This is a genomic window from Rhodococcus sp. FH8 (genome assembly GCF_019266085.1).
GTDB classification, from domain to species: domain Bacteria; phylum Actinomycetota; class Actinomycetes; order Mycobacteriales; family Mycobacteriaceae; genus Rhodococcus_F; species Rhodococcus_F qingshengii.
Genome location: NZ_LPNQ01000078.1, coordinates 375,197 through 401,928, shown reverse-complemented (window position 1 = coordinate 401,928; position 26,732 = coordinate 375,197). Strand labels below are relative to the sequence as shown.

The window sequence follows — 26,732 nt, the reverse complement described above, 5'->3', positions numbered from 1 at the left end:
TCCATCAAAAAGACCTCAGGAAGCGCTCCCCGTGGACTCGACCGGTGACGGAAGATCTGCGCGCTACGACGGGATCACGTTCCTGGGTGAGAGTTAGAGAGTGAAGGCGTTCCGGAAAGCAGTGAGTGCGGTGTCACTGTCTCCGGATGCCCAGCCCTCCAATCCGATCGTGCCGGTGTAACCCTGCTCGGCGAGAACGCGTGCGATGGCTGGGTAGTTGATCTCGCCGGTTCCGGGTTCGCATCGGCCGGGTACGTCGGCCACCTGAATCTCGCCGATGTTGTCACCACAACGCCGCACGAGTTCGATGAGGTTTCCTTCGCCGATCTGTGCGTGGTAGAGGTCGAGCATCATCTTGAGGTTGGGGTGTGAGACGGATTCCACCAGTGCCAGAGTGTCTTTGGCTCTGGCCATCGGTACGCCAGGGTGATCGACGATCGTATTGAGATTCTCGAGGCAGAAGACGACTCCGGCGTCTTCACCCAGTCGCGCGATCTTCTCGAGAGCGCGTTGGGCCGTCAGCCACATCGCTCCCGTAGTTCGATACTGCGGGCGCGCGGCCTGTCCGTCGATCAGCTCGCCGGTATGGAAGTTCAGCCGAGGAACGCCGAGTTTCGCTGCCGGCGCGAGGCATAGCGCCGCTGTACGTACGAGTTCGGCGCTGCCCGCTTCGTCGAACAAATCGCCGTGAAGATAGCCGGTCATCGAGGAGAACCGAGCCCCGGTGGCGACCAGAGCATCGAGGTCCTTGTCTTGCCAACTCCAGATCTCGGCTGCGAACCCCGCCTCCGAGATCCGCCGAATGCGTTCGACGACAGGGAGTTCGGTGAACGTCATCTCGGCAGAGACCGCCAAATCGAAGGGGCTCACTGCGGCACCGACAGCAGCGATACGGGCAGTCCGGTTTCCACGGATTCTTTTGCAGCCAGTGCGATTTCCAGGGCGTTGCGAGCATCGAGACCGTCGACCGACGGCGCGCTGCCGGAGCGGATGCAGTCTGCGAAGTGCGCTAGCTGGGCAACATAGGCGTCGTGAAACAGTTCGATGTTCACCCGAGGTGTGTCGGCCAGAACGCCCGGTGAGCTGTAATGACGCATCGCGGTCCGCGTGACCTCGCCTGCACTCACCATTCCACCGGAACCGAAAACCTCGCCGCGAACGTCGTAACCGTAGGTGGCCTGGAAGTTGGCCTCGGCCGACGCGAAGGCGCCGTTGTCGAACCGCAACTGAACCATCGACGTATCGAGGTACCCCTGCTCCTTGTACTGCGGATGGACGAGAGCATCGGCCTGCGCGAACACCTCGACGACGCGTGCCCCCGGGTTGAGCCAGAGCAGGGCGTCGAAGTCGTGAATCAGTGTCTCGTTGAAGATCGTCCACGGCTTGACTCGAGAGGCGACGTCGGCGGTGATTCCCGGATCGCGAGTCAGAGAGCGAAGTAGCTGCGGGGTCCCGATTCCGCCGGAGGTGATCACGTCGTGGGCCGCCGCGAAATCGGCGGCGAAACGGCGATTGAAACCGACCTGCAGCGCAACATTGTTCGCGGCGCATGCGCCGATTGCGCGATCGGCGTCCTCGAGTGTCAAAGCCATCGGCTTTTCGCAGAAGACATGCTTGCCGGCCTCCGCTGCTGCTACCACGAGATCGGTGTGAGTTGATGCGGGCGTACTGATGAGCACCGCTTCGACGGTCGGATCGGCAATCAGCTCAAGGGCGTCGGTGTACGCGCGGGCGTCGGGACTGACACGTTCGATCAACGACGCCGCAGCGCCGGGCGCAGGATCGGCGACGGCGACGAGACGGGTGCCGGGGATACGCAGCGCGACGGACTCGCCGTGGAAACGGCCGATCCATCCAGCGCCGATCAGACCGACTGCAACAGAGGCAGACATGGGGGCTCCGTTCGGAGTGAGGATGAGGAACTAGATCGTTCTAGTCGTGTCAGTAAAGCGCTGGTTGCCTCGTGCGTCAACGTTTCGGCGTGTATTCGCTGGAACGATCTAGTCTGTGGAGGTGAACAGTCGACGCCCCACCTTGCAAGACGTAGCAGACCTGGCCGGTGTGTCACGCGCACTGGTGTCCATCGTCATTCGCGATGTCCCGGGTGCCAGCGATGCGACGCGGGTACGGGTCAAGGCGGCCGCGGACGAACTCGGCTATCGACCCGACAACGCGGCGCGACTGCTGCGCCAGCATCGCAGCCGCCTGATCGGTGTCAGTTATGTTGCCGCGCAAACCTTTCACGCGGAGCTGCTCGACGAGATCTACGACGCAGCCGAACGCTTGCGCTACGACGTCGTTCTCAGCGCTGTCTCGGACCGCAGGCCTGGCTCGCGCGCCGTGCGCACCCTGCTCGACGACCGATGCGAGGCGATCTTGCTGTTGGGTTCGCAGGCGCCGGAATCGGAGATCGTCGACCTGGCGGCCAAGGTTCCCGTCGTCGTGCTCGCCCGGAAGATGCCCTCAGCACATGTGGACGTTGTCCGCACGGACGACGAGGCGGGCGCCGTGATGGCCGTGAATCATCTCGTCGGACTCGGGCACCGCTCGATCGTCCACGTCGACGGCGGACGCGGTCCGGGCGCCCAGGAGAGGCGTCAGGGCTACCGGAAGGCCATGCGGGCGGCCGGACTGGAATCGCGGATACTTCCCGGCGGCCTCACGGAGGAGTTCGGCGCGGACGCCGCGCGGTCGATGGTCGAACAAGGGATTCCCGGTGCGGTCTTCGCTTTCAATGATCGCTGCGCACTGGGGGTTCTCGACGTCTTCCTGCGTGCCGGGGTCTCGGTGCCCGGCGACGTCTCCGTGATCGGATTCGACAACAGTGCATTGGCAGGTTTGGTGCACATCGATCTGACCAGCGTCGGGCAGGACACGGCGTTTCTGGGTGGCGCCGCGGTGGAGCGAATCTCCGAACGTCTCGATGGCGGAAGTGGACTCTTGGGCAAGGACATAGTCGCGCAACCACAACTAGTGGTTCGAGGTTCAACTGGACCTGCAGCGCGTTGACCTGGCCTTTCCACTCCCTTCAGTTTGTCTGGTCTTTGATAAGCAGTCCTAATGTCAGAACAAACTATTGACATTCGACTGTGACGGGTATTACATCTTTCACATACAACCGAGCACCATCCGTTCGCGGGCCGTTGGTTGATGTCGAGAGGGAGTTCACATGTCGTTTCTCACGGGGCGCAAGAGCGTTGCCGTACTGGCCGGAGCCTCAGTCGTGGTCTTGGGTCTGGCCGCCTGTTCCAGCACCGGCGGTAAGCCGGATTCATCCGGATCCGGAATGGGCGCGGGTACGGCGGACACGCCCCGCGCCACCATTGCGATGATCACCCACGAAGTTCCCGGTGACACGTTCTGGGATCTGGTGCGCAAGGGAGCCGAAACCGCAGCGGCGAAGGACAACATCGAACTTCGGTACTCCGCCGATCCCGAGGCACCGAATCAGGCCAACTTGGTTCAGAGCGCGATCGACAGCAAGGTCGACGGGATTGCCGTTACCCTCGCGAAGCCCGACGCCATGGTTGCCGCGGTCCAAAGTGCCACCGCCGCGGGCATTCCGGTGGTCGCCCTCAACTCGGGCCTCGAAACCTGGAAGGACATGGGCGTCAAGGAGTACTTCGGTCAGGACGAGTCGATTGCCGGTGAAGCTGCGGGCGAGCGACTCAACACCGAAGGAGCCACCAAGGTGCTGTGCGTCATTCAAGAGCAGGGCAACGTGAGCCTCGAATCACGTTGTGCCGGTGTGAAGAAGTCGTTCAAGGGAACGACGGAGATTCTCAACGTCAACGGCAAGGACATGCCGTCGGTGGAGTCGACCATCACCGCGAAACTTCAACAGGACCCGGCAATCGATCGTGTTCTCGCGCTCGGTGCGCCGTTTGCATTGACGTCCGTGACGTCGGTCGGCAATGCGGGCAGCAAGGCGAAGGTCGTCACCTTCGACACCAACGCGGCGCTCGTCGACGCCATCAAATCCGGTGACGTGCAGTGGGCAGTGGACCAGCAACCCTTCCTGCAGGGCTACCTCGCCATCGATTCGCTGTGGCTTTACCTCAACAACGGCAACGTGATCGGTGGTGGCTTGCCCACCCTGACCGGACCCGCGTTCATCGACAACACCAACATCGACTCGGTCGCCGAGTACGCCAAGAACGGAACTCGCTGATCCGGGCGCACGGAGGGCTGAGAGTCCGCCCTCCGTGCGCCTGTCCAGCACGGAAGGGAAATCATGTCCACTCAGGCAGATCTCGACCTTGCCGCCCATAAAGTCGTGACCGATGAACGGGTGAAGGAGCAAAAGCGCATTCAGCGTCTGCTGCTCCGCCCGGAGATGGGTTCACTTGTCGGCGCCATCGCCATCTTCATCTTCTTCTGTATCGTCGCGGCACCGTTCCGTACGCCGGAAGCGCTTGCGACAGTGCTCTACTCCAGCTCCACGATCGGCATCATGGCTTGCGCGGTCGCCCTGCTCATGATCGGCGGCGAGTTCGACCTCTCCGCCGGCGTCGCAGTCACCACGTCCTCGCTCGCCGCGTCGATGATCGCCTACAACCTGCACCTCAACCTGTGGGTGGGCGCGATTCTGGCGCTGGTCGTCTCGCTCGCCGTCGGATTCTTCAACGGCTACCTCGTCATGAAGACGAAAATTCCCAGCTTCCTCATCACCTTGAGTTCTTTCCTGATGTTGACCGGTATCAACCTGGCCGTCACCAAGCTCGTGAGTGGTCAGGTGGCCACACCCAGCGTCTCCGACATGGCTGGATTCGATTCCGCCAAAAAGGTATTCGCGTCGTCGTTCTCGGTCTTCGGGGTGTCCGTCAAGATCACGGTCGTGTGGTGGCTGCTGTTCACCGCGATTGCAACATTTGTTTTGTTCAAGACCAAGATCGGCAACTGGATCTTCGCGGTCGGCGGCAATCAGGACAGTGCCCGCGCGATCGGTGTGCCGGTGACCGCAGTCAAGATCGGCTTGTTCATGACCGTCGGCTTTGCTGCCTGGTTCGTGGGCATGCATCTGCTGTTCTCGTTCAACACCGTTCAGTCCGGTCAGGGTGTCGGTAACGAGTTCCTGTACATCATCGCCGCAGTCATCGGCGGTTGCCTGCTCACCGGTGGTTACGGAACCGCGATCGGCGCTGCGATCGGTGCATTCATCTTCGGTATGACCAACCAGGGCATCGTCTACGCAGGCTGGAACCCGGACTGGTTCAAGTTCTTCCTCGGCGCCATGCTGCTCTTCGCGGTCATCGCCAACAACGCATTCCGCAACTACGCTGCGAAAAGGTGACACATGAGTACCACAGCTGAAGTTCCCGCTCTCTCGAACTCGGGCGGCAACGTGCCACTGATCGAGCTCAAGGACGTCGGTAAGCAATACGGAAACATCATCGCGCTCAAGGGAATCAACCTGCGCGTCGGTGCGGGTGAAGTAACGGGCGTGCTCGGTGACAACGGCGCAGGCAAGTCCACGCTGATCAAGATCATCGCCGGTCTGCACCAGCAGAGCGAAGGTGAACTACTCGTCGACGGCGAACCGACAACGTTCCACTCGCCGAAAGAAGCGCTTGGCAAAGGCATCGCGACGGTCTATCAGGACCTCGCCGTCGTTGCGTTGATGCCGGTGTGGCGCAACTTCTTCCTCGGGCAGGAACTGCGCAAGGGCGGTCTGATCAAGTCGCTCGACGCCAACGCCATGCGCGCGACGACTCTTTCGGAACTGTCGAAGATGGGCATCGAACTGCCTGACGTCGACGCACCGATCGGTAGTCTCTCGGGCGGTCAGCGTCAGTGTGTTGCCATCGCCCGCGCCATCTTCTTCGGCGCGCGCGTGCTGATTCTCGACGAGCCGACAGCAGCGCTCGGCGTCAAGCAGTCGGGAATGGTGTTGCGCTACATCACCGCTGCCAAGGAACAGGGATTCGGCGTCATCTTCATCACGCACAATCCGCACCACGCGTACATGGTCGGCGATCACTTCGTGCTCCTCAACCGAGGCAGGCAGAAGCTCGACGCCAAGTACGACGACATCTCACTCGAAGAACTGACCAAGGAGATGGCGGGCGGTGACGAGCTCGAGACGCTGACCCACGAGCTTCGCCGCTAGATCAAAACCTCGCGACTACAGCCTCGGTTCGAATCGAACCGAGGCTGTAGTCGTTTCGTCACAGGATGGCCGTCGGCCGAACCCCGAGGCCGGAATGCATGTACGCCTCGTCGATCATCGTCATGTTGGCTACCGCGTCGCCCGGCCCGATCGGCAGCGCCGAGACCCCGGACAGATGATCGGCGAACGCTTCGAGTTGATAGGTGTACGACGACTTCGTGCCCAGATGCTCGACGCTCGTGCGCCCACCGGCCGTGACGGAGACACGGTCGTCGATGTCCGGCTGCAGGAAGTTGTGCACCAGGACGTCTCCTTCAGTGCCGAATACTCGGAAGGTGAAGTGATACCGCTCGTCCAACATCGTGGTCACCACGGATGCCGTGGCGCCGCTGGGGTATTCGAGTTCGATGTCGAACCACGAATCGACCCCCGGAGCGTATTCCTCGTGGCGGGTCCCGGTCACCACTGGCGCACCGCCACAGACGTCACTCAGCGTCCGGGAAGCATGTAACCCGTAGCAGCCCAGGTCCATCAGTGACCCGCCTGCCAATGCGAGCTCCCACCGCGGGTCGTTCTCGGATGGTGTGGGCATCCGCAGTACGGTTTCCACCCGAGTGACCGCGCCGACTGTGCCGCTCCGAACCACATCCAGCAGGCGCCGGTTCACCGGATGAAAGAGGTAGTGGAACCCCTCGAGCAGCGTCACTCCGCTCACGCGCGCTGCCTCGGCTACAGCATGCGCTTCCACCGCGTTGCTCGAAAACGGTTTCTCCGTCAGCACGTGCTTGCCGGCCTGAACGGCGGCGAGATTCCACGGTCCGTGCAGGCTGTTGGGCAGCGCGTTGTAGACGACGTCCACCTCCGGATCCGAGATCAGCTCGGCGTACGAATCGACCACCCGTTCGATCCCATGCTGGGCTGCATAGGCTCTGGCCCGCTCGGGGCTGCGTGCGGCAACGGCCACCAGGCGGTGCCCGGTGGCCGTTGCAGGTTTGATCATCGCGTTCTCGGCGATGCGTGAGGCTCCCAGAATGCCTATCCGCAGCGGGGCAGGTGTCACAGAACCGACCGCAGATACTCGACGCTCGCTCGCACATCGCGCACCGGTCCCTCGTCGGACGGAGCCTCGGCCAGAATGGTGTCCTGCTCGAGCACGTACCACCCGTCGAAACCGTGGCGCTGCAATATGGCTGTGACACCGGCGATGTCGACGTCGCCGCCACCGAGCGGACGGTACATTCCCGCCTTCACGCCGTCGGTGTAGGTGAGCTCACCACTGCGAACGCGTGATGCGAGGGCATCGTCGACGTCCTTGAGATGCACGTGGGTGATGCGCTCGGGAGCTTGACGCGCCAGGTCGACCGGATCGGTGCCGCCGATCAACAGGTGGCCGGTGTCCAGGCACAGTGGGATGGCCGAGCCGTCGAGCACTCGCAGGACCTCGTCGCGCTGCTCGATCATCGTTCCGACGTGAGGGTGGACAACTGCCCTGATTCCACGCTCGGCCGCGGCGTCGGTGAGGCGATCGAGATTGTGTAGCAGGGTTTTCCAACTCTGCTCGTCCAGTTCTGGGCGTGAATCGTAGCCGTCGGAACCCGTCGCGGCGGCCAGAACCAAAACCTCGGCACCCGAGGCGACAAAACCGTCGAGGATGGGGGAGATGCCGGGTACCGGATCATGATCGTCATCGTGCAGCAGTACTGGTGCAAACCCGCCGACTGCGCTCAGGTCGTGATCCGCGAGCACCTTGGCCATTTCGGCGGGTGCTGTCGGCAGAAAGCCCTCCGGTCCGATTTCCGTTGCCGCCAGACCGACTTCGCGCATTTCCCGGAGGACTTGCGCAGGGTCGAGTTGGTAGCCCCAGCCCGGGACTTCGCACACGCCCCAGGAGATCGGTGCGCCGGCGATGCGAGGAGTGCTCATGTGTGTGCCTCATTCTTGTCGTGAAGGAACAGATCTTTGACTTCGGTGATCGTGACGGGCCGACCCTCGCGCAGAGAGTGCGTTGCAGCTTCGGAGATCCACGCCGACTCGACCGCATCTGTGGGCGTGCACGGTGATTCCCGACGCCCGGCGACAACGCCGAGGAATGCTTCGAGTTCCGCACGGTAGGCGGACGTGAAGCGGTCCATGAAGAACGTGTACGGCTCCTTCGAGGGGAACGATGTTTCGGGGTCGAGAGAGCGGAGTGGCAAGCGGTCGTCCAGCCCGGCAACGACGGAGTCCGCCGAGCCGAGTACCTCGAGTCGGCAGTCGTAGCCGCGGCCGTTGTAGCGGGTATTTGACACGACCGCGATGGTTCCGCCTTCGAAAGTGAGAACCGTTGCGGCGGTGTCGACGTCACCGGCATCGGCGATCCCGCGATCACCCTGATTCGAGCCGGTGGCAAAAACCGTGGTGACTTCGCGGCCGCTGACCCACCTGACGATGTCGAAATCGTGGATCGAGCAGTCGCGGAAGATGCCGCCGGAGTGTGCGATGTACGAGATCGGCGGGGGAGCGGGGTCGAGGGTGGTCGATCGGAGAGTGTGGATCCAACCGAGTTCTCCGGATCGAACTGCGTCGTACGCCGCCACAAATGACGGGTCGAATCGGCGCTGAAATCCGATCTGGACTGGTACCGACGTCTGCTCGGCAGTCGCGAGGACACGAACCGAGGATTCGATCGAGTCGGCTACCGGCTTTTCGCAGAACGTCGGGATGTCTCGGCGGACAGCGGCTTCGATCAGGTCGGCGTGCGAACTCGACGACGCGGCGATCAGAACGCCGTCGATGCCTGACGCTAAAAGCGCGTCGGGATCGGCAGCGGACTCCACGTCGAGTTCGCTTGCCACGTCCGAGGTTCGACGTGCGTCGACGTCGGTGACAATCAGTGCGTCGACGCCGTCCATCGTCAGCAGGTTTCGGGCGTGGTAGCTGCCGATTCGTCCGAGCCCGATGACTCCGATGCGAGCGCCCATCAGTCCAGCCCTCCGAAGACGTTCTGGTCCCAGTCGATGATCGAACCCGTCACGACTCCGCTGCGATCGGAGAGCAGGAAGACGACGAAGTCGGCGATTTCGTCGACCTGTCCGAGCTTGCCCATGGGGAGGGTGCTGCCCGCGCGTTCCTGCCAGTCGTCACCAGCGTCGTGAAAAGCTCTCTGCGTGAGGTCTTCACCCTCGGTCTGTGTCCACCCGATGTCGAGACCGTTGATCCGGATACGATCCCAGCGATGCGCATGGGCCGCGTTGCGGGTCAGCCCCGCCAGCCCGGCCTTCGCTGCCACGTACGGCGCGAGATACGGCTGCCCGCCGAGTTCGGACGTGGAGATGATGTTGACGATGGACCCGGGGACCGCACGCTCGCGCATGTCTTTGACTGCTGCCTGCATCGTGAAGAACGGACCGCGAAGGTTCACCGCGATGTGCTGGTCGAAGAGTTCTTCGGTGGTGTCGAGCAGCGTTCCGCGTGAAGTGAGCCCGGCGGAATTGACCAGAGCATCCACGCGGCCGAAGTGAGAGATCGTCTCGGCCACGCTGTCGAGCGCGGAATCCGTTTGTGCCACATCGGCTTCGATGAAGTGAGTTCCCGGAAGTTCTGTCTCGAGAGCCTTTCCGACGTCCGGGCGTCGGCCGGTGAAAGCCACCTGAGCGCCCTCACGGACTGCGGCGCGTACGACGCCGGCGCCGACGCCTTGCGAGCCGCCACTGACCAGTACGACGGTGTCGGCGAGGAGTGCGGGCCTGGTTACGCCCGGCGGAGAAGTCATGGGTTTAGTCTGGCTGTGACGAAGACCTCGAGCAACAGCGAAAAACCATCAAATATCCATCATTGTGAGGTAGTTGTGGCGCATCGATTCAAAGTGCGGGAGATTGCCCAGCAGTCTGGCCTGAGTGAGGCCACCGTCGACCGGGTGCTCAACGACCGCCCTGGAGTTCGTGAGGGCACACGATCGGAGGTTCGCCAGGCGATCACGGACCTGGAACGCCAACGCTCGCAATTGAAATTGGTCGGCCGCACGTTCATCGTCGACGTCGTGTTGCAAACCCCTACACGGTTTTCCGACGCCGTCCGCGGCGCGCTCGAGGCCGAACTGCCGACCCTTGCGCCCGCTGTGGTGCGGTCTCGGTTCCACTTTCGTGAAACCGGTTCGGTAGAAGCGATGACGTCGACGCTCGACAAGATTCGCCGGCGCGGGTCCCACGGAGTCATCGTCAAGGCTCCCGACACTCCGGAAGTCGTGGCGGCGATCGATCGGCTCGTAGCGGCAAAGATTCCGGTCGTCACGTTGGTGACCGACGTTGCCGGCAGCAGGCGAGCCGCCTACATCGGCATCGACAACCGGGCCGCCGGAGCCACCGCCGCGTACTTGATAGATCAGTGGCTGGGGAATCGGGAAGGCAATGTTCTGGTGAGCATGAGTAGCGGGTTCTTTCGCGGGGAGGAAGAACGGGAGATGGGATTTCGCTCCGCCATGCGAGTCTCGGCTCCGCATCGACGGTTGATCGACATTCCGAACAGTGACGGTCTGGATCAGACGAGTAGGAAACTGGTGCGAGCGGCACTCGAATCCGATCCGCAGATCCGTGCCGTGTATTCGATCGGTGGTGGCAACCTGGCCACGGTCGACGCGTTCGAAGAACTGAACCGGGAGTGCAGTGTCTTCATCGCTCACGATCTCGACGGTGACAATCGAAAGTTGCTGGGGGAGAGGCGAATATCAGCGGTGCTCCACCACGATCTGCGGGCGGATGTTCGCACTGCCTGTCAGGTGGTCATGAAAGAACACGGCGCCATGGGCGCTCACTTCGGCTTTACGACGTCACCGGTTCAAGTCGTGACACCGCTCAACATGCCCCCGACATAGCTGTGCGCGGTTAAGGAGTCCGGAGACTCCCTAACCGCGCACAGGCCGAAGGCCTAACGAGCTTGGAGCAGCGTGCCCAAATTTCTGAACGATTCGATTGCCCGATGCAGATAACCTGAGGTCAGTGGCAACAACGCGTCGCTTTACACCGACGCGTTAGCGACGGCTTCGATTGCGGTTGTTTGAAAGACTCCTTCGGTCAGTCGGCCCTGATCGCTGAGACGGACGAGTAGCGGAATATTCGTGAGTCTGTCGAGGAAGTTTCTGTAGTCAGGAACCCGGTCGAGTGGATCTGTTCCGAGATCGAAATCGCGGCGGAGCGCGGCGGTTCCGGCGCGAATGGCGTCGCCAGCGGTGGTGTTGTCGGAGGTTGCGTCGATTCGTCGCAGCATCGCCGCAGCGCGGTCCCTGACACAACCCGTGGGATGATCATCCGCGAAATCTCTGATGATGCGCTCTACTCGTTGTTCGCGTCGGGAGTCGATCTCGCGTTCGCGGGCCAGTCGCAGGGTGTCCGTGAGTTTCTCGATGAGGGAGGCGAAGTTTGCGTCGAGGTCGTTTACTCCGTTGAGCTGGGTCTCATCACCGTCGTGCTCTTTGAGGTATCCAAGGAGCTCCTTTGCGAAGCCGGCCTTACCGATCTCGGTTCCAAATGTTGCTTCGAAGGCTGTCGCGACGGCATCCCACATCGATTTCGTGCCCGCTTGGATTTCAGTCCGGATGGCGATGTCCGTGAGGCTGCTTGCCTCGGTCTCATCCAGGCTCAGGAGGTGCTTTGCATAGCGGCGTGCGGAAATGCCGGCCAGCGTGAGCGGAACTAAGTCTTCGGGTTCCATTATGGTCACTCCGGATTCACACTTCGCTCCGATTTCGGTCGCCCAATCGCCGACCATGACGATGAGATCATCAGTCACGGTGGGTCTTCCCTTGGCACCACCCTTCTGGATCTGGGCCCGCGCGGTTACTCCGGCCTTGTCGCTGTCGAGGAGAACCGCGCATGCGGGTTTGTACTGATCGCGGCCGCGGGCGAGGTAGAGCATGTACGCGACGTTGGACCCTCCGGGAACGAGAGTGACCTGGTTGAGGTCGAGGCACTTGCTGGGTGCGACCCCGCTGCGGCGGACCCTGGCGTTCATTCCAGCGATCAGGATCTGATCGGCGATCCCTTCGACGAACAAGTTGTCGCCGCCGACGAAGGCCGTCTCTGCTACGAAAGCGCCCAACGATGTTCGTAGAGGCTCGTAATGATTTTGGGTGGCGTCCTTGACGAGGCGGGTTCCTTCGTCGCGAGCACCCTTGTCCACAACGCGGACGCGGTGACCGGCGTTTCGGTTGATCAGAAACGGGGAGTGGGTGACATACACGACCTGGTCGGTTCGGTCTGAGTCTTCCGGATGAGCGTGATCTTCGAGTACACGCAAGAGGTCCTGCTGCCCGAGGGCTGATAGGTAGGCATCTGGTTCGTCCATCAGGAGAACCTCGGGTCGTTCCTGGGGACGATCGTGAGACCGTAGCTGAACGTAGTAGCTGAGGAAATAGGTGAGTCCGCGGCTGCGTTCGCTGAAGGAGTAGTCGGTGCCTGTGCGGTCGCGGATAGTGAAAACGAGTTCGTGCTCTCGCGGGGATACTCGCAGTTGGAAATCTTCATCCTGACTCCACCATTTCGAGATGTTCAGGTGGCGTGCGATCGACTTGTTCATCTCCTGGATGAGTGCGTTGACGAGGCCTTCCTTCTCGTTTGCAATGGCATCTTGGAGATCCCTGAATGCGGACGGGTCGATCCGGGCGACCTTGGTGAGCAGTAGTCGACCCAGTTTCTGCTGTTCGGTTTCAGTTGGATCGGTCGCCGTCAAAATCTCGACCAGTGCCACCGATCTGGGCGCGATGTCTTCGACGGACCTGATCCCGTTGAGGGTTTCGAGGAGTTCGTGCCGTCGAGTTCGACTGGCCATCGGTGTGACGCTTTGGGCGAGAGAGGCGATGGAAACCGAGTCCGGTAGGTCGATCTGCGTTTTGAGCTGATGGGCATGAGGAAGCAGTTCCTCAAGGCCTTTGAGTTGATCGTCATCGAGCGCAACGCGCTGCTCAGCATCATTGAGGACCTCGACGGCGTCAGGGTTGGGCCGCAGAATCAGAAGGTCGCCATTGGAATGCAAGGGAATCTTCAGTGCCGTAAGCGCTTCTGAGTCATCTGAGGTCAGGGCAAACACAGCACCAATTTCAGGAAACAGCCGCTGACCTTTCTCGACGGAGAACAGCGACGAGTATCGGCAGAAGTCGGTCTGGCTGTGATTCTTTCCGGTGAGAAGAATGTTGATGGCATCGAGCAAGTGTGACTTACCGGACTCGTTGGCTCCGACGACGGAGGTGATGTCGTGTTCGAGGCCAATTGACACGTGGGGAAGCCATCCATCGGCAGTCATCTGCCAGTCATTGCGTGTCGCGCCTGGAATCGCCTTCAACTCGTAGTCGTAGTTGAACGACTTGTACCAACGAATCAGCATCTTGCGGATGCGCATCTTGGGCTGCCTATTCCGTCGGGTTCTTGGCTGGGTTGCCTGTGATTCGGTCTGCTCGCTCTTCTGCGTAGCGCGGTGCGAGCACCTCCATTTGCTGCATCACCTGGATGATCGCTTCAGGTTGCTTGTCCGGCGGGTAGCCGTACTTGCGAAGCAATCTCTTGATGCTGGCCCGCAGTTTGGCCTTGACGTCTTCGCGGACGGTCCAGTCGGTACGGGTGTCGCGCCGCATAGCGGCCACCAGATCTCGGGCGATGTGGGCGAGTACGTCGTCGCCCATCACGTCGACGGCTGTCTCGTTCTGCGCCACGACGTCGTAGAAGGCAAGTTCGTCAGATTCGAGCGGGGGTTCAAATTTCTTGCCGCGGTCTGCCTCGGCCACAACCTCTTTAGCCATCTCGACCAACTCGGCAATGACTTCGGCGGCGGTGAGCTGCTGATTGGTGTAGCGGGTCATCAGATCGGTGATCCGCTCGGAGAACAGTTTGCGCCGTACCTCGTTGCCCCGGGTGACGGTGGTCGACTCCTCAAGGAGGCTTGCCTTGAGCGCCTCGATTGCCAAGTGCGCTTTGCTGGGCTCGGACGCCTCTTTCTGCCAGGTGGGTGTGAGAGCATCCAGGCGCGGCAGCTCCAGACCAGCTTCCCGATAGATGTCGATGACACCGGTGGAGGCCGCCGACGTGACGATGATGTCGCCGAGTCGTCGGAGAATGTCATCGGGAATCGGCTCACCCTTCGACACCCGTTCCTGGGCGTCGAGTTTGGCCATCCAGGTGCGGACCTCCTCGTGGAAGCGCACCTCGAACCGAACGGTTTCCAACTCGGTTGTTCCGGCGGCCAGCGCCCAGGCTCGGGCGAGCTTCGCAGACTGATTGCGGTACGACTCACCCAGCGGCCGCGCCTCAGGGTCCTCCGGATCAGTGTTGCCCGGCGTCAGCGGTGATCGCAGCTTGGTTGTCACGGAGAGCACCGCTTTGATCCAACCGCTCTTCGCATCGGCCTTGAAGATCGACTTCCACTCGTCCCCGATCAGCGCAGAGAGCGAGGACAGCAAATCGTGGACGATCTGCGCGGCCTCGTCCGCAGTCCGACCCACAACGCGGTCGCCGGTCTGATCGGTGTCGCGTGTGAACTCGGCAAGAGCCTTCGTCAGGTTTTCCGCCAGCGGTGCGTACGCGACGAGCAACCCATCCTGCTTGCCGCGATAGGTACGGTTCACCCGAGCCAACGTCTGCATGAGCAAAGCACCCTTGAGCGGGCGGTCCAGATACAGGGTGTGCAGTGCCGGAGCGTCGAATCCGGTGAGCATCATGTCTTTGACAATGACGATCTCGAGATCGTCATCAGGGTTCTTGATCCTCTTCTTCACTGCTGCAGTAGCACTGGGACGACGCATGTGCTTTTTGATCAATGCCGAATCGGACGGATTTGCCGTGTAGACGACCTTGATTTTTCCTTTGTCGTCGGCGTCGTCATGCCAATCCGGCCGCAGCGAGACGATGTCGTCGTAGAGGCGAGCAGCGATGTTTCGGGTAGCGCAGACGATCATCGCCTTGCCGGACCCGCCGATGAAGGGGCGCATCGCTTCACACCGCGTCTCCCAATGCTTGACGAAGTCGTCGGCGAGCACCTCAAGTCGCTGCGGAGCGCCGTACACGGTGTCGAGTACCGCGACGCTGCGCTGGAGGCGGTCTTTGTCTGCCTGGTCGAGCTGCCCGGTTGCTTCCTCTGCAGCGTCGTCCAGATCGTCGTCGTCGACACCGTCGACCCGAACGAGTTTGATCAATCGAGGCTCGAACGACACGGGAACGGTCGCACCGTCGGCGACCGCCCGGTGTAGGTCGTAGATATCGATGTCGTCGCCGAAGACCTTGCGGGTATCGCGCTCACCCTCGGCGATCGGTGTGCCGGTGAAGGCGATCAACGTCGCGTTCGGAAGCGCGTTTTTCAGGTGTGCGGCGTAACCGTCGATGGAGTCGTAGTGGCTGCGGTGCGCCTCGTCCGCCATCACGATGATGTTGCGCCGATCCGACAGCATTGGGTGATCGGCGCCGGCCTCGCGCTCGTCTTTGGACAGGCCGAATTTCTGCAAGGTGGTGAAATAGATTCCCCCGGTGCGTCGTTCGGTGAGCTGCTTACGCAACTGTTCCCTGGAGGCCACTTGCTGTGGCGACTGGGGCAGCAGGGTGCTGCGCTGGAAGCCGTCGAACAGCTGGGTGTCTAGCTCCGTGCGGTCGGTGATCACCACAATGGTTGGATTGGCCAGACGCGGATGACGCATCACCTTGGCGGAGTAAAGCTCCATTTCCATCGACTTGCCTGAACCCTGCGTGTGCCACACCACGCCGGCACGGCCGTCGCTGTCGACTGCGCGGACAGTGCTCGCCACAGCCTTGGTGACGGCAAAGTATTGGTGGGGCTTGGCAATTCGCTTGGTGAGCCCCGACGCGTCCTCGTCGAAGGCGATATAGTCACGCACCAACTGTCCGAAGCGTTCGACGTTGAACACGCCTGCGAGTGTCAAACCGAGTTCGGTGACGGGATCGCCGTCTTGCGCAGCTTCACCGGGGCCGACGAGCCGGCCGTCGTCGTCGACGTTCCACGGCGCAAAGTGGTGCCATGGAGTGAACGGAGTGCCGTAGCGGGCGGTGACACCGTCGCTGGCAACCACGACGGCAGCGAAGCGGAAAGCCATCGGGAACTCGTGCAGGTATGTCTGCAGCTGGTTGAAAGCGCCTTCGGCACTGGTGTTCTTGGCCCCGGCCTTCTTGAGTTCGATCACCGCCAGCGGCAGTCCGTTGACGTAGAGGACCACGTCGAAGCGGCGCTCGTACTCACGATTGCGGATGGTTACCTGGTTGACCACATGGTAGCGGTTCTTGGCCGGATCCCCGGAGAAGAATCGAATCGTGGGGTTGACCTGGCTGCCGTTTTCGTCGACGTAGGTGATACCTCGATATCCGTCGGTGAAAACGCGGTGCAGCCGGTAGTTCTCCGAAATTGCATCTTGAGACTGCGGAGTCAGGACTTCGGCGATAGCCTGCTGCAGATACTCTTCTGGCACTTCGGGATTGAGGTTACGTAAGGCGGTATTGAGGGTTCCCCGAAGAACGATCTCATGCCATGACTCGCGTTCACCTGAGCCGGGCGCAACCGTCGCTCCGTGTACTGGCTGCCATTCGAGGTCGCCGAGTTCGTCGAGAGCCCACTGTTCCCAAGCTGCTTCATTCATCGGGTCACCCACGTCAAACCTCCTGCTCGACTTGCTTTTCAGCGTCCTTGATGGTGATCTTCCCGCTCATGAGTAGTGGAAGGAGTTCGTCGCGAGCTTTGTTAAGTGCCTGAGATTCACGCTCAGCTAAGATTGCGCGTCCGAGTAGCCCCGACAGTCTCACCTCGACTCCTGGAGCTTCACGATCAGTTGGCATCGGAAGCCTCGTTGATTTCACATCGGCCCCATTAATGGACGCGAAGACGGTTCCGCCCCCTTGGAACTCGTCCCACACCGACTCGAATGTGCGCATCGCGAAGAACAAAGTGGCTGGTTGCGTATCCGATACTATGCTGGCGAGCCCGCGACCAATGGCGGTGTCACTGCCCGCAAGGTTGATCTTGCCGACCGGTGCTCGGACCGCGAATAGAACGGCGCCATCGGGCGCTGTCCGGACTGGATTCGAGGTGAATACGCGGTTGGTGGGATATATCTCTCCGAAATCACGGACACCCTGAAAAAAGGGAATTCCGACGCCATTCTCGTTCAGCAAGTCCCCCCGGGGTGATGTACCCATCGTGATAGTCGCTAACTCTTCCAGCGGTTTAGGCCTGAGATCGCCGGCGCGGACTAACGCCTCACCCAACGCCAGCGCTCGATTCACTAGCAGTCCGTTCGCGGCGATCTTGTCGTCCAGCGCCCCTAGAACCTCGGCGATGGCATCTTGTTCTGATAAGTGAGGGAAGCGTATCCGGACAGATCGTAGTGAGGTTAAGGGCTGCCCGATCCCAGGGGTTCCAACGGACGACGCCATTGTGAGAAGATCCCGGTTCCCCTCAGCGAGGAAGAACCAGTAGGCAAACTCCGCACTGACACGACTCTTGTCGAATCGTGCCCTCATCATGCTGGTTGAGAGCATCATTGAACGATCGGCAATGCCGACCCGGCCAATTGAACCTCTATGAGGAAACACGAGGTCGCCCGCGACTGCGATGGACCTACTCAAGCGAGAGGCTGTCGCGCCGTCGATGCAGGGTGCATCCGTCAGATCGGGCCAGCGCCCCTTTCCTAGATCCCCGCCAGTTACCATGGGGATACCGTCAGCCACATAAAGGTCAGCCTTGAGCGCGGAACCAAAAGGGCCAATGGCAACCTCAGCTACATCGCCAACTCGCGACTCAATCCAGTTCATCCGAGTCGTCCGAGCTGCTCGCGCAGGACTGCATCGATTCGTAAGGACGCATCGAGCGCCTCGCCAAGTTCCTTGACGAGGCGGCCGACTTTTTCGCTGATTGGCTCATCATCTTCCTCTGCTGCGGTGGCTCCGACATATCGGCCTGGTGTTACTGCCCAGCCGGTTGCCTCGATTTCCTGCAGCGTGGCGCTCTTGCAGTGGCCCGGGACGTCCTCATAGGCCCCATTTGCAGAATCACGTCCACGCCAGGTGCGGAAGGTGTTGGCTATGTGCTCGATATCGTCATCGGACAAGGTGCGCTCGACCCGGTCGACCATGTACCCAAGTTCGCGGGCGTCGATGAAGAGAACCTCACCGCGTCGATCGATGTTGCCCTTGCTGCCAATTCCCTTGTCCTTGGCGAAGAACCATACGCAAACCGGGATTGCCACTGATCGGAACAGGTTGGCGGGCATCGCAATCACGCATGAGACCACGTCATCTTCGAGCATGGCGCGGCGGATATCACCTTCACCGCCGGTATTCGACGCCATGGTGCCGTTGGCCATGACGATCGCAGCCTCACCCTGCACCTTGAGCTTGCTCAATATGTGTTGCATCCAAGCGTAGTTCGCGTTGCGAGCTGGCGGCACACCGTACTTCCAGCGTTTGTCGTCTTCGCTCCTCGACCAATCCTTGATGTTGAAGGGCGGATTCGCCATGACGAAGTCGGCCTGCATCTCCGGGTGGATGTCGCGGGCAAATGTATCGCCCCAGCGGGAGCCGAGTCCCTGCGAGTCGATGCCGTGGATTGCGAGGTTCATTTTTGCCAATCGCCAGGTGCGCTCGTTGAGTTCCTGGCCGTACACCGCGATATTGGTTGGATCCTCGTTGTGCTGGGCAAGGAACTTCTCGGCCTGAACGAACATGCCGCCCGACCCGCAGCACGGGTCGTAAACGCGTCCGTGATGGGGTTCGAGAATCTCCACCAGCGTGCGCACCAAAACGGGTGGGGTGTAGAACTCTCCACCGCGTTTGCCTTCAGCCTTCGCGAATTTGTCGAGGAAGTACTCGTAAACCTCACCGAGCAGATCGCGCGCCTTCGAAGCGCCCTCGCCGGTGAACCGGGCTGAATTGAACAGGTCTACCAGCTCACCGAGACGCCGTTGGTCGATGTTATCGCGTCCGTAAATTGCCGGCAGGGTGGCTTCCAACGAGGCGTTGTCCTTGGCGAGCAGGCGCATGGCGGTGTCGATCAGGTCCCCGACGCTCTGTGCGTCTTCGCTGGCGGAGGCCGCGATTCCCGTAGCATTTGCGGAGATGAAACTCCAGCGTGCTGCAGGTGCCACCCAAAAGACGCCGTTTCCGACGTATTCATCTACGTCTTCAAGGGTTTCGGCGATGTAGGTGGCGTCCTCGCCGTCCAATTCGGCGTTGATGGCCTCACGGCGCTCCTCGAAGGCGTCGGAGACGTACTTGAGGAACACCAAGCCGAGGACGACGTCTTTGTACTGACTGGCGTCCATGGAACCGCGCAGTTTGTCAGCGGCCTTCCATAGGGTGTCTTGAAGTTCTTTGGCTGTCGACGGCGCCAGGGGCTGTTTCGTCTTGGTTGTCATCACTCGGCTTTCGTTGTGCGGGACGTATGTACTGTGGCTGTCAGGCTGCCTGTGGACAGCCCTTCGGCGAGTTCCGTGTCGAGCGCCTCTAGGGCTCGAAGTTCGTTGATTAGAGATTTTTTTCGAGCCGCGACACGACGCGCGATCTCGGTGATGGCCGGGACTGCATCGACCGGGACAGTCTGCAACTGCCAGGTGCTGCGATCCGATCCGGGTTGCGAGGCGATGTTCGCAGCAACCACGGCCGGGACCAGTCGACGGTCATGGCTTGCGTCATCTTTGCACCGAAAGATTCTTGCCGGGGTCGCGACAGCATGTCCGCCGTCGTGGTCGACGAAAGCATCGCACCCACCGACGGTGACGTAGACAACGTCGCCAGGTTCGGTAAGCGTAGAGCGCGGTGCAACTTCTTCTAGTGTGAGACGGTCGATACCTCGCCGGCCCAGCAACATTGGATCGCGTACTTCGTTGGAACCGATTACCTTTACCCAGCCTGTCTGGGGGACAGCGAGGTGCTGATCGGGAATCCGGGCGCCGGCCAGATCTCGCCCGAGTCCTCGCAACGCCCGAGCGAAGGTGACGTGGCCTGACTGTGAGTCTGCGACTGACACGTCAATTCCGTCGAGGAGTCCCCGGTCCAATTCCCATACACGCGCCAGTCGCTCGCCGCCATCTACCGGGACGCCCGTCGTAGGTGGTGCGGTCAACGTCGACTGTCGCAGGAAAACGTCGGACTTCAATACGGTGCTGGTGCGGAAGGCGTGCGCATATAGATCGATGGTATTGGACACCGCCGTAGCGATATCCGCGGCAATCGCCTCGCGAGCGGCAACGTCTGTCCTCGTATCCGAATGCGATCCGACCACTGTCCAGGTGGATGACGGTCGGCCGAAGACCCAGAGCGCGAGCCGGCGACGCCCACCGAATCGGCTCAGGCCCTTAGGGAGTCGTGCGACATAACGTAGGGGAGCGGTGTAGGACTCTGACGGGAGGAGTAGACGCCGTCGCCTGCTGGCGCCGTGGCGATCTGTCATGAGGTTGGCAGGCCCCACCACCAGCAGTACGTCGAGCTCGCTCAAATCCATGAGTAGGTCCTCGACATGGTCGAAGAACTCGACATCGCTCGAGACCGACAGCCATTGCATGATGTGGAATACGCCGGTCGTAGCGGCCACGTTTCCGTGGATATCGGTATAGGGCTCGATCGGGAATTCTTGTGCAGCAATACTTCTCCAGGCTGCTTGATCACAGGAACGTTCGGTTGATGATTCTCGGCGCCGGACTGTCCACCGCTCGCGCTCATCAGCACGCTTCGCGAGCGCATTCATCAATAGAAGGCTGCCAGACCCGGAGGGTGCGATCTCCCGGGGTTCAGCTCGCTGAACCTCGATAATTGCTGTAGTCAACAGGTCTTCGCCTGTCTGTGTCAGGGCCTCTCCAGCCCACGGTCCGCTGGGAGCGATCAAGCTGTCCACGACGTGTTGGAGTGCACTGCCTCCCGAGTAGGCGGCCTCCGCCAACTCGTCAACTGCCTCGCGTAATGCGACGTCGCCCAGCGCGTCGAATGCAGTCGCTGGATCGAGGACTGATCCGATCGCGTGGGCGTCGATTGCCAGTACAGTATCGATCGGATCGGACTCGGCAAGCGGCTCACCCGTGATGTGGTGAAGTAGTAGAAGAGCGGACGCACCCTCGACATCTTGCATCACACGTTCGAACGCGGACGAGTGAAGGGGTGATTCGATTTCTGCGTCGATGTTGTTTCCGTGGCCCGTTTCGCGAAGCCACTGAATTACCATTCGAGCGTCGAACTGAAGAGGGCTCTCATTGACCGGCGCCGGAAACTGCTGGTCGGAGGAGGCGAAACGCGCCCGCCACATGGAGACGACGGGCCGCTTCACCCGTGCGAGCTGCGCGATTCCCTGCATTGTCAAGGTTTGCATGGTCATGGTTTGCACTGCCTGGCCTCCTTCCGCTTCCGTCTGCCATACGTTAGCCGACTGAGCGTAAAGCAGATGACAAACTACTGATAAGTACTCTTATCAGTCCTATGGTTGCAACAGCGTTCTGCCGTTCCAATGATCGAGTCACACCTCACGGAGGGACCGACAATGACTCGACACCGGATGAATCCCCGCAGCCGAACGCAACTCGACGGGTTGTACAGAATGGCTGCACCTGGCTGCGAACCCTGGAAGCTCGAAGACCCGATATGTCCGACAGGTAAACGACGGTTGCCGACGGAACATGCCGCCGCGTCGGCACTCCGTAACGCGCAACAGCTACGGGTCCGGCGCGCAAAGGGAAAGTACCGAGGAAAACTTGAGAATCGTGCATACGCCTGTGGCGCATGCGGCGGATTCCACCTCACGTCATTGACCGCGGAAGAATACGAGAGCCGCCGCGATTGATGGCAGGCGCTCGTTGGCGTGCGTCGAGGTTCGGCATACGCTGTGCGTCGGTGAGTGTTGGTGCTGTTCCGGCCCAATCGCAGCAAAGGAGTTGTAGGCCCGTGGATCTCGCGATAGATCTGGGTAATGGTGGGCTGGTCGCGGCGGGTGACGCGGAGCGGCACCCAGGTTATTTGTGCCCACACTGCTGCGCCCAGGTCCATCTGAGGCGAGGACGCGCGAAGATCGCGCATTTTGCGCACAACCCAGGTGAGGGAAGTGATCAGTGCGAGCTGTACCACCCCGGCTCGTCGCTGTACGGGATCGCGGGCGACCCGTTGGCAGACGGAGGCATGCCGCTGTATCTGCATCTGAATTCCGACGATCACGGTTGGACGATGTTTATCGAGTGCGACGTGCTCTCGATCGCAGAGAGTCGGAACACCGCGTATGGGCTTCTGTTTTTCGATGGCTTGGTGGTGAATCTACCGGGCGAGCAGCCGCGCAAGGTGCGGGCCGACGCCCTGGCTGCCGGATCGGGAAGGAACCGGATCACGATCACCCCTTCTCGCCAGAGGCTGTCGGTTCGCATGATCGGATCGTGGCCTCGGTCAATTCGATCGAATCGGTGGCAACGGAATCTCGTGGGATTGCCGCGTGGTGGTGCAGTTTTCGTGAAGTTTCGCGGAGGCACATTTCGGCGGTACGACTCGATGACGTCGGTTTATTGGGGCGATTCAGTCGCAGTGGTGCGCCCTGATGCCGTAATACCTCCTACCGAGCTTTCGCCGGTCCAGTTGGGAACAGTCCCGACTGCTGCGGGAACCTGGCATGCTTGGCGCGTAGTTCTTCCCTCGGTTGCACGTCGCGCGGTGATCGACTGGCTGGCGGACTTTGGGGTCGTAGTCGAAACCCGTCGCTCTCGCACGCGCATAGTGACACCTCCCGTCGAATATGCGGGCGACGGGAAACCACGGTTTCTGTTGGGCGAACCGGTTGTGGCGACCGTAGCAGAAGCGGCGAGCATTCTTATCGCCGAATCCGACGTCACGATAAGTGCGCTCAAGCTGCCCGGGCGTGCTCGGGCCGCTTCGGAGCAGGGAATTGCGGTTACGGCTATCGAATCGGGGCCACTGCGATTGCGCACAAATGTTCCACGAGATGTTATCAATTCCGAGATCGTGACGGAGACGTCGGTGGATCGCGACTCGTTCACGCCTATATGGTTTCTGCGCCATGGCGAAACGATGCTTGCCCCGTTCAATGCCAGCGAAGAGACGGATATCGAGGCTCAGATTGAAATTCATTCGGAGCTGGCGGGCTTGACGTTTACCGCGACTGTGCACAGCATGGATGGACGTGTGGAAACACGCCATAACGATGGCGCGCTACAACTGTCGAAATGGCTTCGGCGGTTTCGAGGGAACACCCGACTTATCGAGGTCGATGCTGGAAATCTGGGTTTCGTCCGGCTGGAGTTCGACACTGCGCCGTGTGTGGTGCGAGAAGTGCCGGCAGCATCCCTGCGGCAGTCGGACTGGTTGACCGCTTACACGATTGCGTCCGAACTATCTGGCGATAACAGTGATCTTCGTTGGCGCAACCCACATCAAATTCGTCCGAATCACTCCTCTATTGTCGGCGCATGGTCGTAGCTCCTGGAACCCGGATAGTTGGCAGAGTCGAGTGGATATCGGATACGGGCAGAGCAGGGGTGGTCCCGGCCTACAACGACTTCGGGGCGGGTTGGCTGGTTGCGGATCCAAACGATTATCCGACGCGCGGTCAGATAACTTGGCGAAAGCAGAATTGGTCGGTTGATCGCGGATTGGTTGTCTTGTTCGAGGCAGCCGAGAATCGCGGCGAAGATCTTATCGAAGCCAAGGCGCCACAGTATTTGTGCACGGTCGTCCATTACCCGGATTTCACTTACGACGAGGCGCTCGAGCGATTGATTGCAGGTCGGTTTCCTGCTGGGCCGGAGGTATCCGCGGGCAAGGACATTTACGTATGGTGCAAGGGAGATCTGTTACTCGGACCGTTGACCCCGAAGATTGACGGCGACACATACCTTGTCCCGTCCGACTCAGTGCGATTCGAACAGGTTGCCTACCGAGAGAACGAAAATGCCATTTTTCGATTTCCTGGAGACTTGGCCTTCTGTGCACCGACTTCTCCGATCACCGGCTACTTCGACTGCCGTCCAGACGCCGACATCTTGCGGACGGCGGTCCGGGATGCTGTTGGAGTGTCGGACAAGTCAACTCTTGGCACACCGGAATTTCTTGCGACAAGAGCACTGATGCAGAAAGCAGCAGACTCCCTTCGTGACGGTGACAGTATTGCTGACCGCCAATACAAGTACGATCGCATACACCGCGCGTTGAAGATATGCGGTGACAGTGAAGAGGTCCGCCGGCATGCGGCTGAACTCTCAGCCCTCCTTTTCGAGGATCCGGCAGTTCGGAACGATCTCGAACGACGTAAAGCCGAACACCTCGCAGACGCCTTCGTAGCAGCGAAAGACGAAGTGTTGGCGAAGCTGAAAGATGAGCAGGGCCGGCTCGAGCGGATGCGTGAAGAGAGCGTCGCGCTTGCGAACGAGAAGGTAGAGCACGCTGCGGAATTAGATCGATTGCGCTCCGAGCTTGAATCCACCGAGACTGCGGTGTCCGGGCAGCTTGCAGACCTGGAGCACACGGTGACCGAACGCGTGACAGATCTGGTTGACGATGCGTCCGGCCTACTGGCCGAGTCGGTTCTGTTGCGGGCACTCGGAGTGGGCGCGTCCACACAGGCGCCCGCGATCCCCGCCGCAGCGGCTCCTCTGCTCGCGTGGTCGCCTGGATGGCGAACGAGTCCGGTGATCGAGGCGCGCCCTCTGAACGAGTCCCTAGTGAGCGTTGGTCGAGAATCAGGAATAGATCATTCGGTCCTGCAACGAATTCACGCCGCTGTTGTTGCCGAATTACTACCTGTTCTGACCGGTAACGGCGCGACAGCTGCGTTGACTGCGTATGCCACGGCTGTGTGCGCCGGCAGAATTGCGGCACTACCTGTGGCACACGACTTTCTCCACCCGGTTGATCTTCTCGGTGTCCGCGCCGCTGATCCGCGAGCAACTCGGATGCACGCAGGCCTTCTGTCGGGCGTGAGTGACGCCGTGCGAGAAGGCGGAACGGCGTTGCTCGTTCTAGAAGCATTCAACCGTGCTCCAACCGAGTCCTATTTGATGCCGTGGCTCCAGGTTCCCGATCGAGGTATCGCGGTCCCGATGACGGCGCAGCAGATTCTTGGATCGGAACGAATCGTGCCTCACCCGAGTCTTCTCGTCGCTGCCACTGCTGCCGCCGGCCGCACCACGGCGCCGGTGAGTCCTGATCTGTGGGGGTTTGCCGTCGCGATTGACGTCCCGCGTCGTTCCGGCGGGAAAGTGAACGTGGACACTCGCACCTCCTCACCCGAGGGTGCGTTCGGCGCGAAAGCAGCTGTCGAGTCATTGGAGGATGCAGTTGCAGGATACTGGCCCATCGACGACGGCGTGCTCGACACTGCACGCCGGTTCGCATCGGCACTGGACCTAGTCGGTGAGTCCGACAGAATCCCAACGGCATTGGCGGAATGTATCCTCGTTCCGGCGCTTTCGACGTCCATGGGAGGCCACGACCTCGAGCTTGCAGTCAACGCGGTGCTGGACTGGAGTCGAACATCCGATCCGAAGGAGCGCCGCCGGTTGTACAGCTTGGCACAACGATTCCACAGTAGGTTCGCATGATTCCTGGTGCTCCGCGAATCACGACTCTGGCGGGTGAGGGTATCGTCGGCTATCTCCGGGCCGAGCTGGGCGTAGCACGCGGTGCAACAACCGAAGGTCTTACCTGCGAGCTGATCCGAGCCGTGGCCTGGGCCTCAACTGGGGGACGTGCACCGGTCAGCACCCGGGGATTGCTTGATCGACTCATGGAACCGGCCCTGGCAATTGTGCAGCGCAAGGGTGGCGTTGACGCGCGGCGTAACGAACTCCGTCGCATGATGAATACCCTGGCGATCGTGGGCGACCTCGTAGAACTACAACGCGGTCAGTGGTTGTCGGCGAGCGGGTGCATCGTCAGACTCGACGGGACTCCAACGCCGACATTCCTACTCATCAGCGGCATTCCACTGCGTGAGTTCGATGAAGGGGCGCGCGTGGCGGTCGAAGTCGATGGCACCCGTCGCATCATCCGTGACGCGGAGTGTGTGAGCTTGTTCGACCTTCCGGTCATCGAATATCGAGATTGGGCGCGTACGCCTCGAATGCCGTTGCAGGACTGGACCGACGGCACGCTTACCTTGCCGCTTCGCCGACAAAACGACGAGTGGGCTGATGCTTGCGAAATGCAGTTGTATTCACCGCAGCTGGTAGCTCTGCATAAGGCGCAGGCGCACCGTTGGACTTCACTGCAGGGGAGTCCTGACGGTAGGACCCTGGCGCGCTTCACGATGTTCGGAGAGGCGGCATACGCGGTCGTCGAAGTCGCACAGGGCACGGTGGCAGGGTTCCGTGAATGTGCCCCGCAGGACGTGCGCCGTCTGATGTACGGCCTCGACCAGCAACACAAGAACCCGACAGCCGCAACTTTGGCCTCGGTAGCAGGTGCCGGCACAACTTCCGTACGACTTCACAACGCTCTGCCCTACGCGGAGGCACGGGGCATGCTGGCTCTGGTCGAAGACTCCGTCGATGCACGCCCCCTGGTGACACGACACGGTGCAGCGGTCCGAGTGCTGCTCGACGGGTTGGGGATTCAGCTCAGAGATGGCAGCGGCGCCAAATCGGAATGACGTGAAAATGCCTGTGCGCGGTCAGGGAGTCCGGAGA

The 26,732-nt window shown here is 61.0% G+C and carries 19 protein-coding genes; 8 read left to right on the top strand and 11 right to left on the bottom strand.

What is annotated here, in order from left to right:
- Positions 1-93: 93 nt before the first annotated feature.
- Entirely contained in the window at positions 94-870 is a 777-nt protein-coding gene (locus tag ATN38_RS25680; RefSeq protein WP_118602480.1) for a TIM barrel protein, read from the bottom strand.
- Positions 867-1,892 carry a Gfo/Idh/MocA family oxidoreductase gene (locus ATN38_RS25675; RefSeq protein WP_042923507.1) on the bottom strand — a complete coding sequence of 342 codons (1,026 nt, stop codon included), beginning with the start codon at positions 1,890-1,892 and terminating at the stop codon, positions 867-869. The genes ATN38_RS25680 and ATN38_RS25675 overlap by 4 nt, the downstream gene beginning before the upstream one ends.
- Positions 1,893-2,007: 115 nt before the next feature.
- Between ATN38_RS25675 and ATN38_RS25670 the strand changes: the two genes are divergently transcribed.
- The 4 genes from ATN38_RS25670 to ATN38_RS25655 all read left to right on the top strand — a co-directional run bounded on the left by ATN38_RS25670 (position 2,008) and on the right by ATN38_RS25655 (position 6,109).
- On the top strand, positions 2,008-3,009 hold the full coding sequence (locus ATN38_RS25670) for a LacI family DNA-binding transcriptional regulator (RefSeq protein WP_118602482.1): 1,002 nt from the start codon (positions 2,008-2,010) through the stop codon (positions 3,007-3,009).
- A gap of 160 nt (positions 3,010-3,169) precedes the next feature.
- The gene (locus ATN38_RS25665; protein ID WP_007727338.1) at positions 3,170-4,171 is read left to right on the top strand and encodes a substrate-binding domain-containing protein; all 1,002 of its coding nucleotides are present in this window, start codon (positions 3,170-3,172) and stop codon (positions 4,169-4,171) included.
- A 63-nt stretch (positions 4,172-4,234) separates the two neighbouring features.
- The gene (locus ATN38_RS25660; RefSeq protein WP_003940759.1) at positions 4,235-5,293 is read left to right on the top strand and encodes an ABC transporter permease; all 1,059 of its coding nucleotides are present in this window, start codon (positions 4,235-4,237) and stop codon (positions 5,291-5,293) included.
- 3 nt (positions 5,294-5,296) lie between these two features.
- The gene (locus tag ATN38_RS25655) at positions 5,297-6,109 is read left to right on the top strand and encodes an ATP-binding cassette domain-containing protein (RefSeq protein ID WP_007727336.1); all 813 of its coding nucleotides are present in this window, start codon (positions 5,297-5,299) and stop codon (positions 6,107-6,109) included.
- 58 nt (positions 6,110-6,167) lie between these two features.
- Here ATN38_RS25655 and ATN38_RS25650 read toward each other — a convergent pair whose 3' ends face one another.
- From ATN38_RS25650 to ATN38_RS25635, 4 genes are read right to left on the bottom strand one after another with little or no spacing between them, the layout of a single operon-like run.
- The gene (locus tag ATN38_RS25650) at positions 6,168-7,169 is read right to left on the bottom strand and encodes a Gfo/Idh/MocA family protein (protein ID WP_218748941.1); all 1,002 of its coding nucleotides are present in this window, start codon (positions 7,167-7,169) and stop codon (positions 6,168-6,170) included.
- A complete protein-coding gene (locus tag ATN38_RS25645; RefSeq protein ID WP_020969151.1) occupies positions 7,166-8,032 on the bottom strand; it encodes a TIM barrel protein in 867 nt (288 codons plus the stop codon). The genes ATN38_RS25650 and ATN38_RS25645 overlap by 4 nt, the downstream gene beginning before the upstream one ends.
- Positions 8,029-9,069 carry a Gfo/Idh/MocA family oxidoreductase gene (locus ATN38_RS25640; protein WP_161120834.1) on the bottom strand — a complete coding sequence of 347 codons (1,041 nt, stop codon included), beginning with the start codon at positions 9,067-9,069 and terminating at the stop codon, positions 8,029-8,031. Before ATN38_RS25640 ends, ATN38_RS25645 begins: the two co-directional genes overlap by 4 nt.
- On the bottom strand, positions 9,069-9,860 hold the full coding sequence (locus ATN38_RS25635; RefSeq protein WP_204855647.1) for an SDR family oxidoreductase: 792 nt from the start codon (positions 9,858-9,860) through the stop codon (positions 9,069-9,071). Before ATN38_RS25635 ends, ATN38_RS25640 begins: the two co-directional genes overlap by 1 nt.
- A 75-nt stretch (positions 9,861-9,935) precedes the next feature.
- Between ATN38_RS25635 and ATN38_RS25630 the strand changes: the two genes are divergently transcribed.
- A complete protein-coding gene (locus ATN38_RS25630; protein ID WP_218748939.1) occupies positions 9,936-10,958 on the top strand; it encodes a LacI family DNA-binding transcriptional regulator in 1,023 nt (340 codons plus the stop codon).
- 143 nt (positions 10,959-11,101) lie between these two features.
- Here ATN38_RS25630 and ATN38_RS25625 read toward each other — a convergent pair whose 3' ends face one another.
- The 5 genes from ATN38_RS25625 to ATN38_RS25605 are packed head-to-tail and all read right to left on the bottom strand — an operon-like array spanning position 11,102 to position 21,439.
- Entirely contained in the window at positions 11,102-13,477 is a 2,376-nt protein-coding gene (locus ATN38_RS25625; RefSeq protein WP_218748932.1) for an ATP-binding protein, read from the bottom strand.
- 10 nt (positions 13,478-13,487) lie between these two features.
- Complete coding sequence (locus ATN38_RS25620) at positions 13,488-16,709, bottom strand: type I restriction endonuclease subunit R (protein ID WP_218748930.1); 3,222 nt, start codon at positions 16,707-16,709, stop codon at positions 13,488-13,490.
- Between the two features lie 13 nt (positions 16,710-16,722).
- Positions 16,723-17,880 carry a restriction endonuclease subunit S gene (locus ATN38_RS25615; RefSeq protein WP_218748928.1) on the bottom strand — a complete coding sequence of 386 codons (1,158 nt, stop codon included), beginning with the start codon at positions 17,878-17,880 and terminating at the stop codon, positions 16,723-16,725.
- Positions 17,877-19,481 carry a class I SAM-dependent DNA methyltransferase gene (locus ATN38_RS25610; RefSeq protein WP_218748926.1) on the bottom strand — a complete coding sequence of 535 codons (1,605 nt, stop codon included), beginning with the start codon at positions 19,479-19,481 and terminating at the stop codon, positions 17,877-17,879. The genes ATN38_RS25615 and ATN38_RS25610 overlap by 4 nt, the downstream gene beginning before the upstream one ends.
- The gene (locus ATN38_RS25605; protein ID WP_218748924.1) at positions 19,481-21,439 is read right to left on the bottom strand and encodes a hypothetical protein; all 1,959 of its coding nucleotides are present in this window, start codon (positions 21,437-21,439) and stop codon (positions 19,481-19,483) included. The genes ATN38_RS25610 and ATN38_RS25605 overlap by 1 nt, the downstream gene beginning before the upstream one ends.
- A 554-nt stretch (positions 21,440-21,993) precedes the next feature.
- On the opposite strand from ATN38_RS25605, the gene ATN38_RS25600 reads away from it, so the two are divergent.
- The 3 genes from ATN38_RS25600 (at position 21,994) to ATN38_RS25590 (ending at position 26,695) form a co-directional block, all read left to right on the top strand.
- The gene (locus tag ATN38_RS25600) at positions 21,994-23,526 is read left to right on the top strand and encodes a hypothetical protein (RefSeq protein ID WP_218748922.1); all 1,533 of its coding nucleotides are present in this window, start codon (positions 21,994-21,996) and stop codon (positions 23,524-23,526) included.
- A 647-nt stretch (positions 23,527-24,173) separates the two neighbouring features.
- Positions 24,174-25,646 carry a hypothetical protein gene (locus ATN38_RS25595; protein ID WP_218748920.1) on the top strand — a complete coding sequence of 491 codons (1,473 nt, stop codon included), beginning with the start codon at positions 24,174-24,176 and terminating at the stop codon, positions 25,644-25,646.
- Complete coding sequence (locus ATN38_RS25590) at positions 25,643-26,695, top strand: hypothetical protein (RefSeq protein ID WP_218748918.1); 1,053 nt, start codon at positions 25,643-25,645, stop codon at positions 26,693-26,695. Before ATN38_RS25595 ends, ATN38_RS25590 begins: the two co-directional genes overlap by 4 nt.
- Positions 26,696-26,732: the final 37 nt, after the last annotated feature.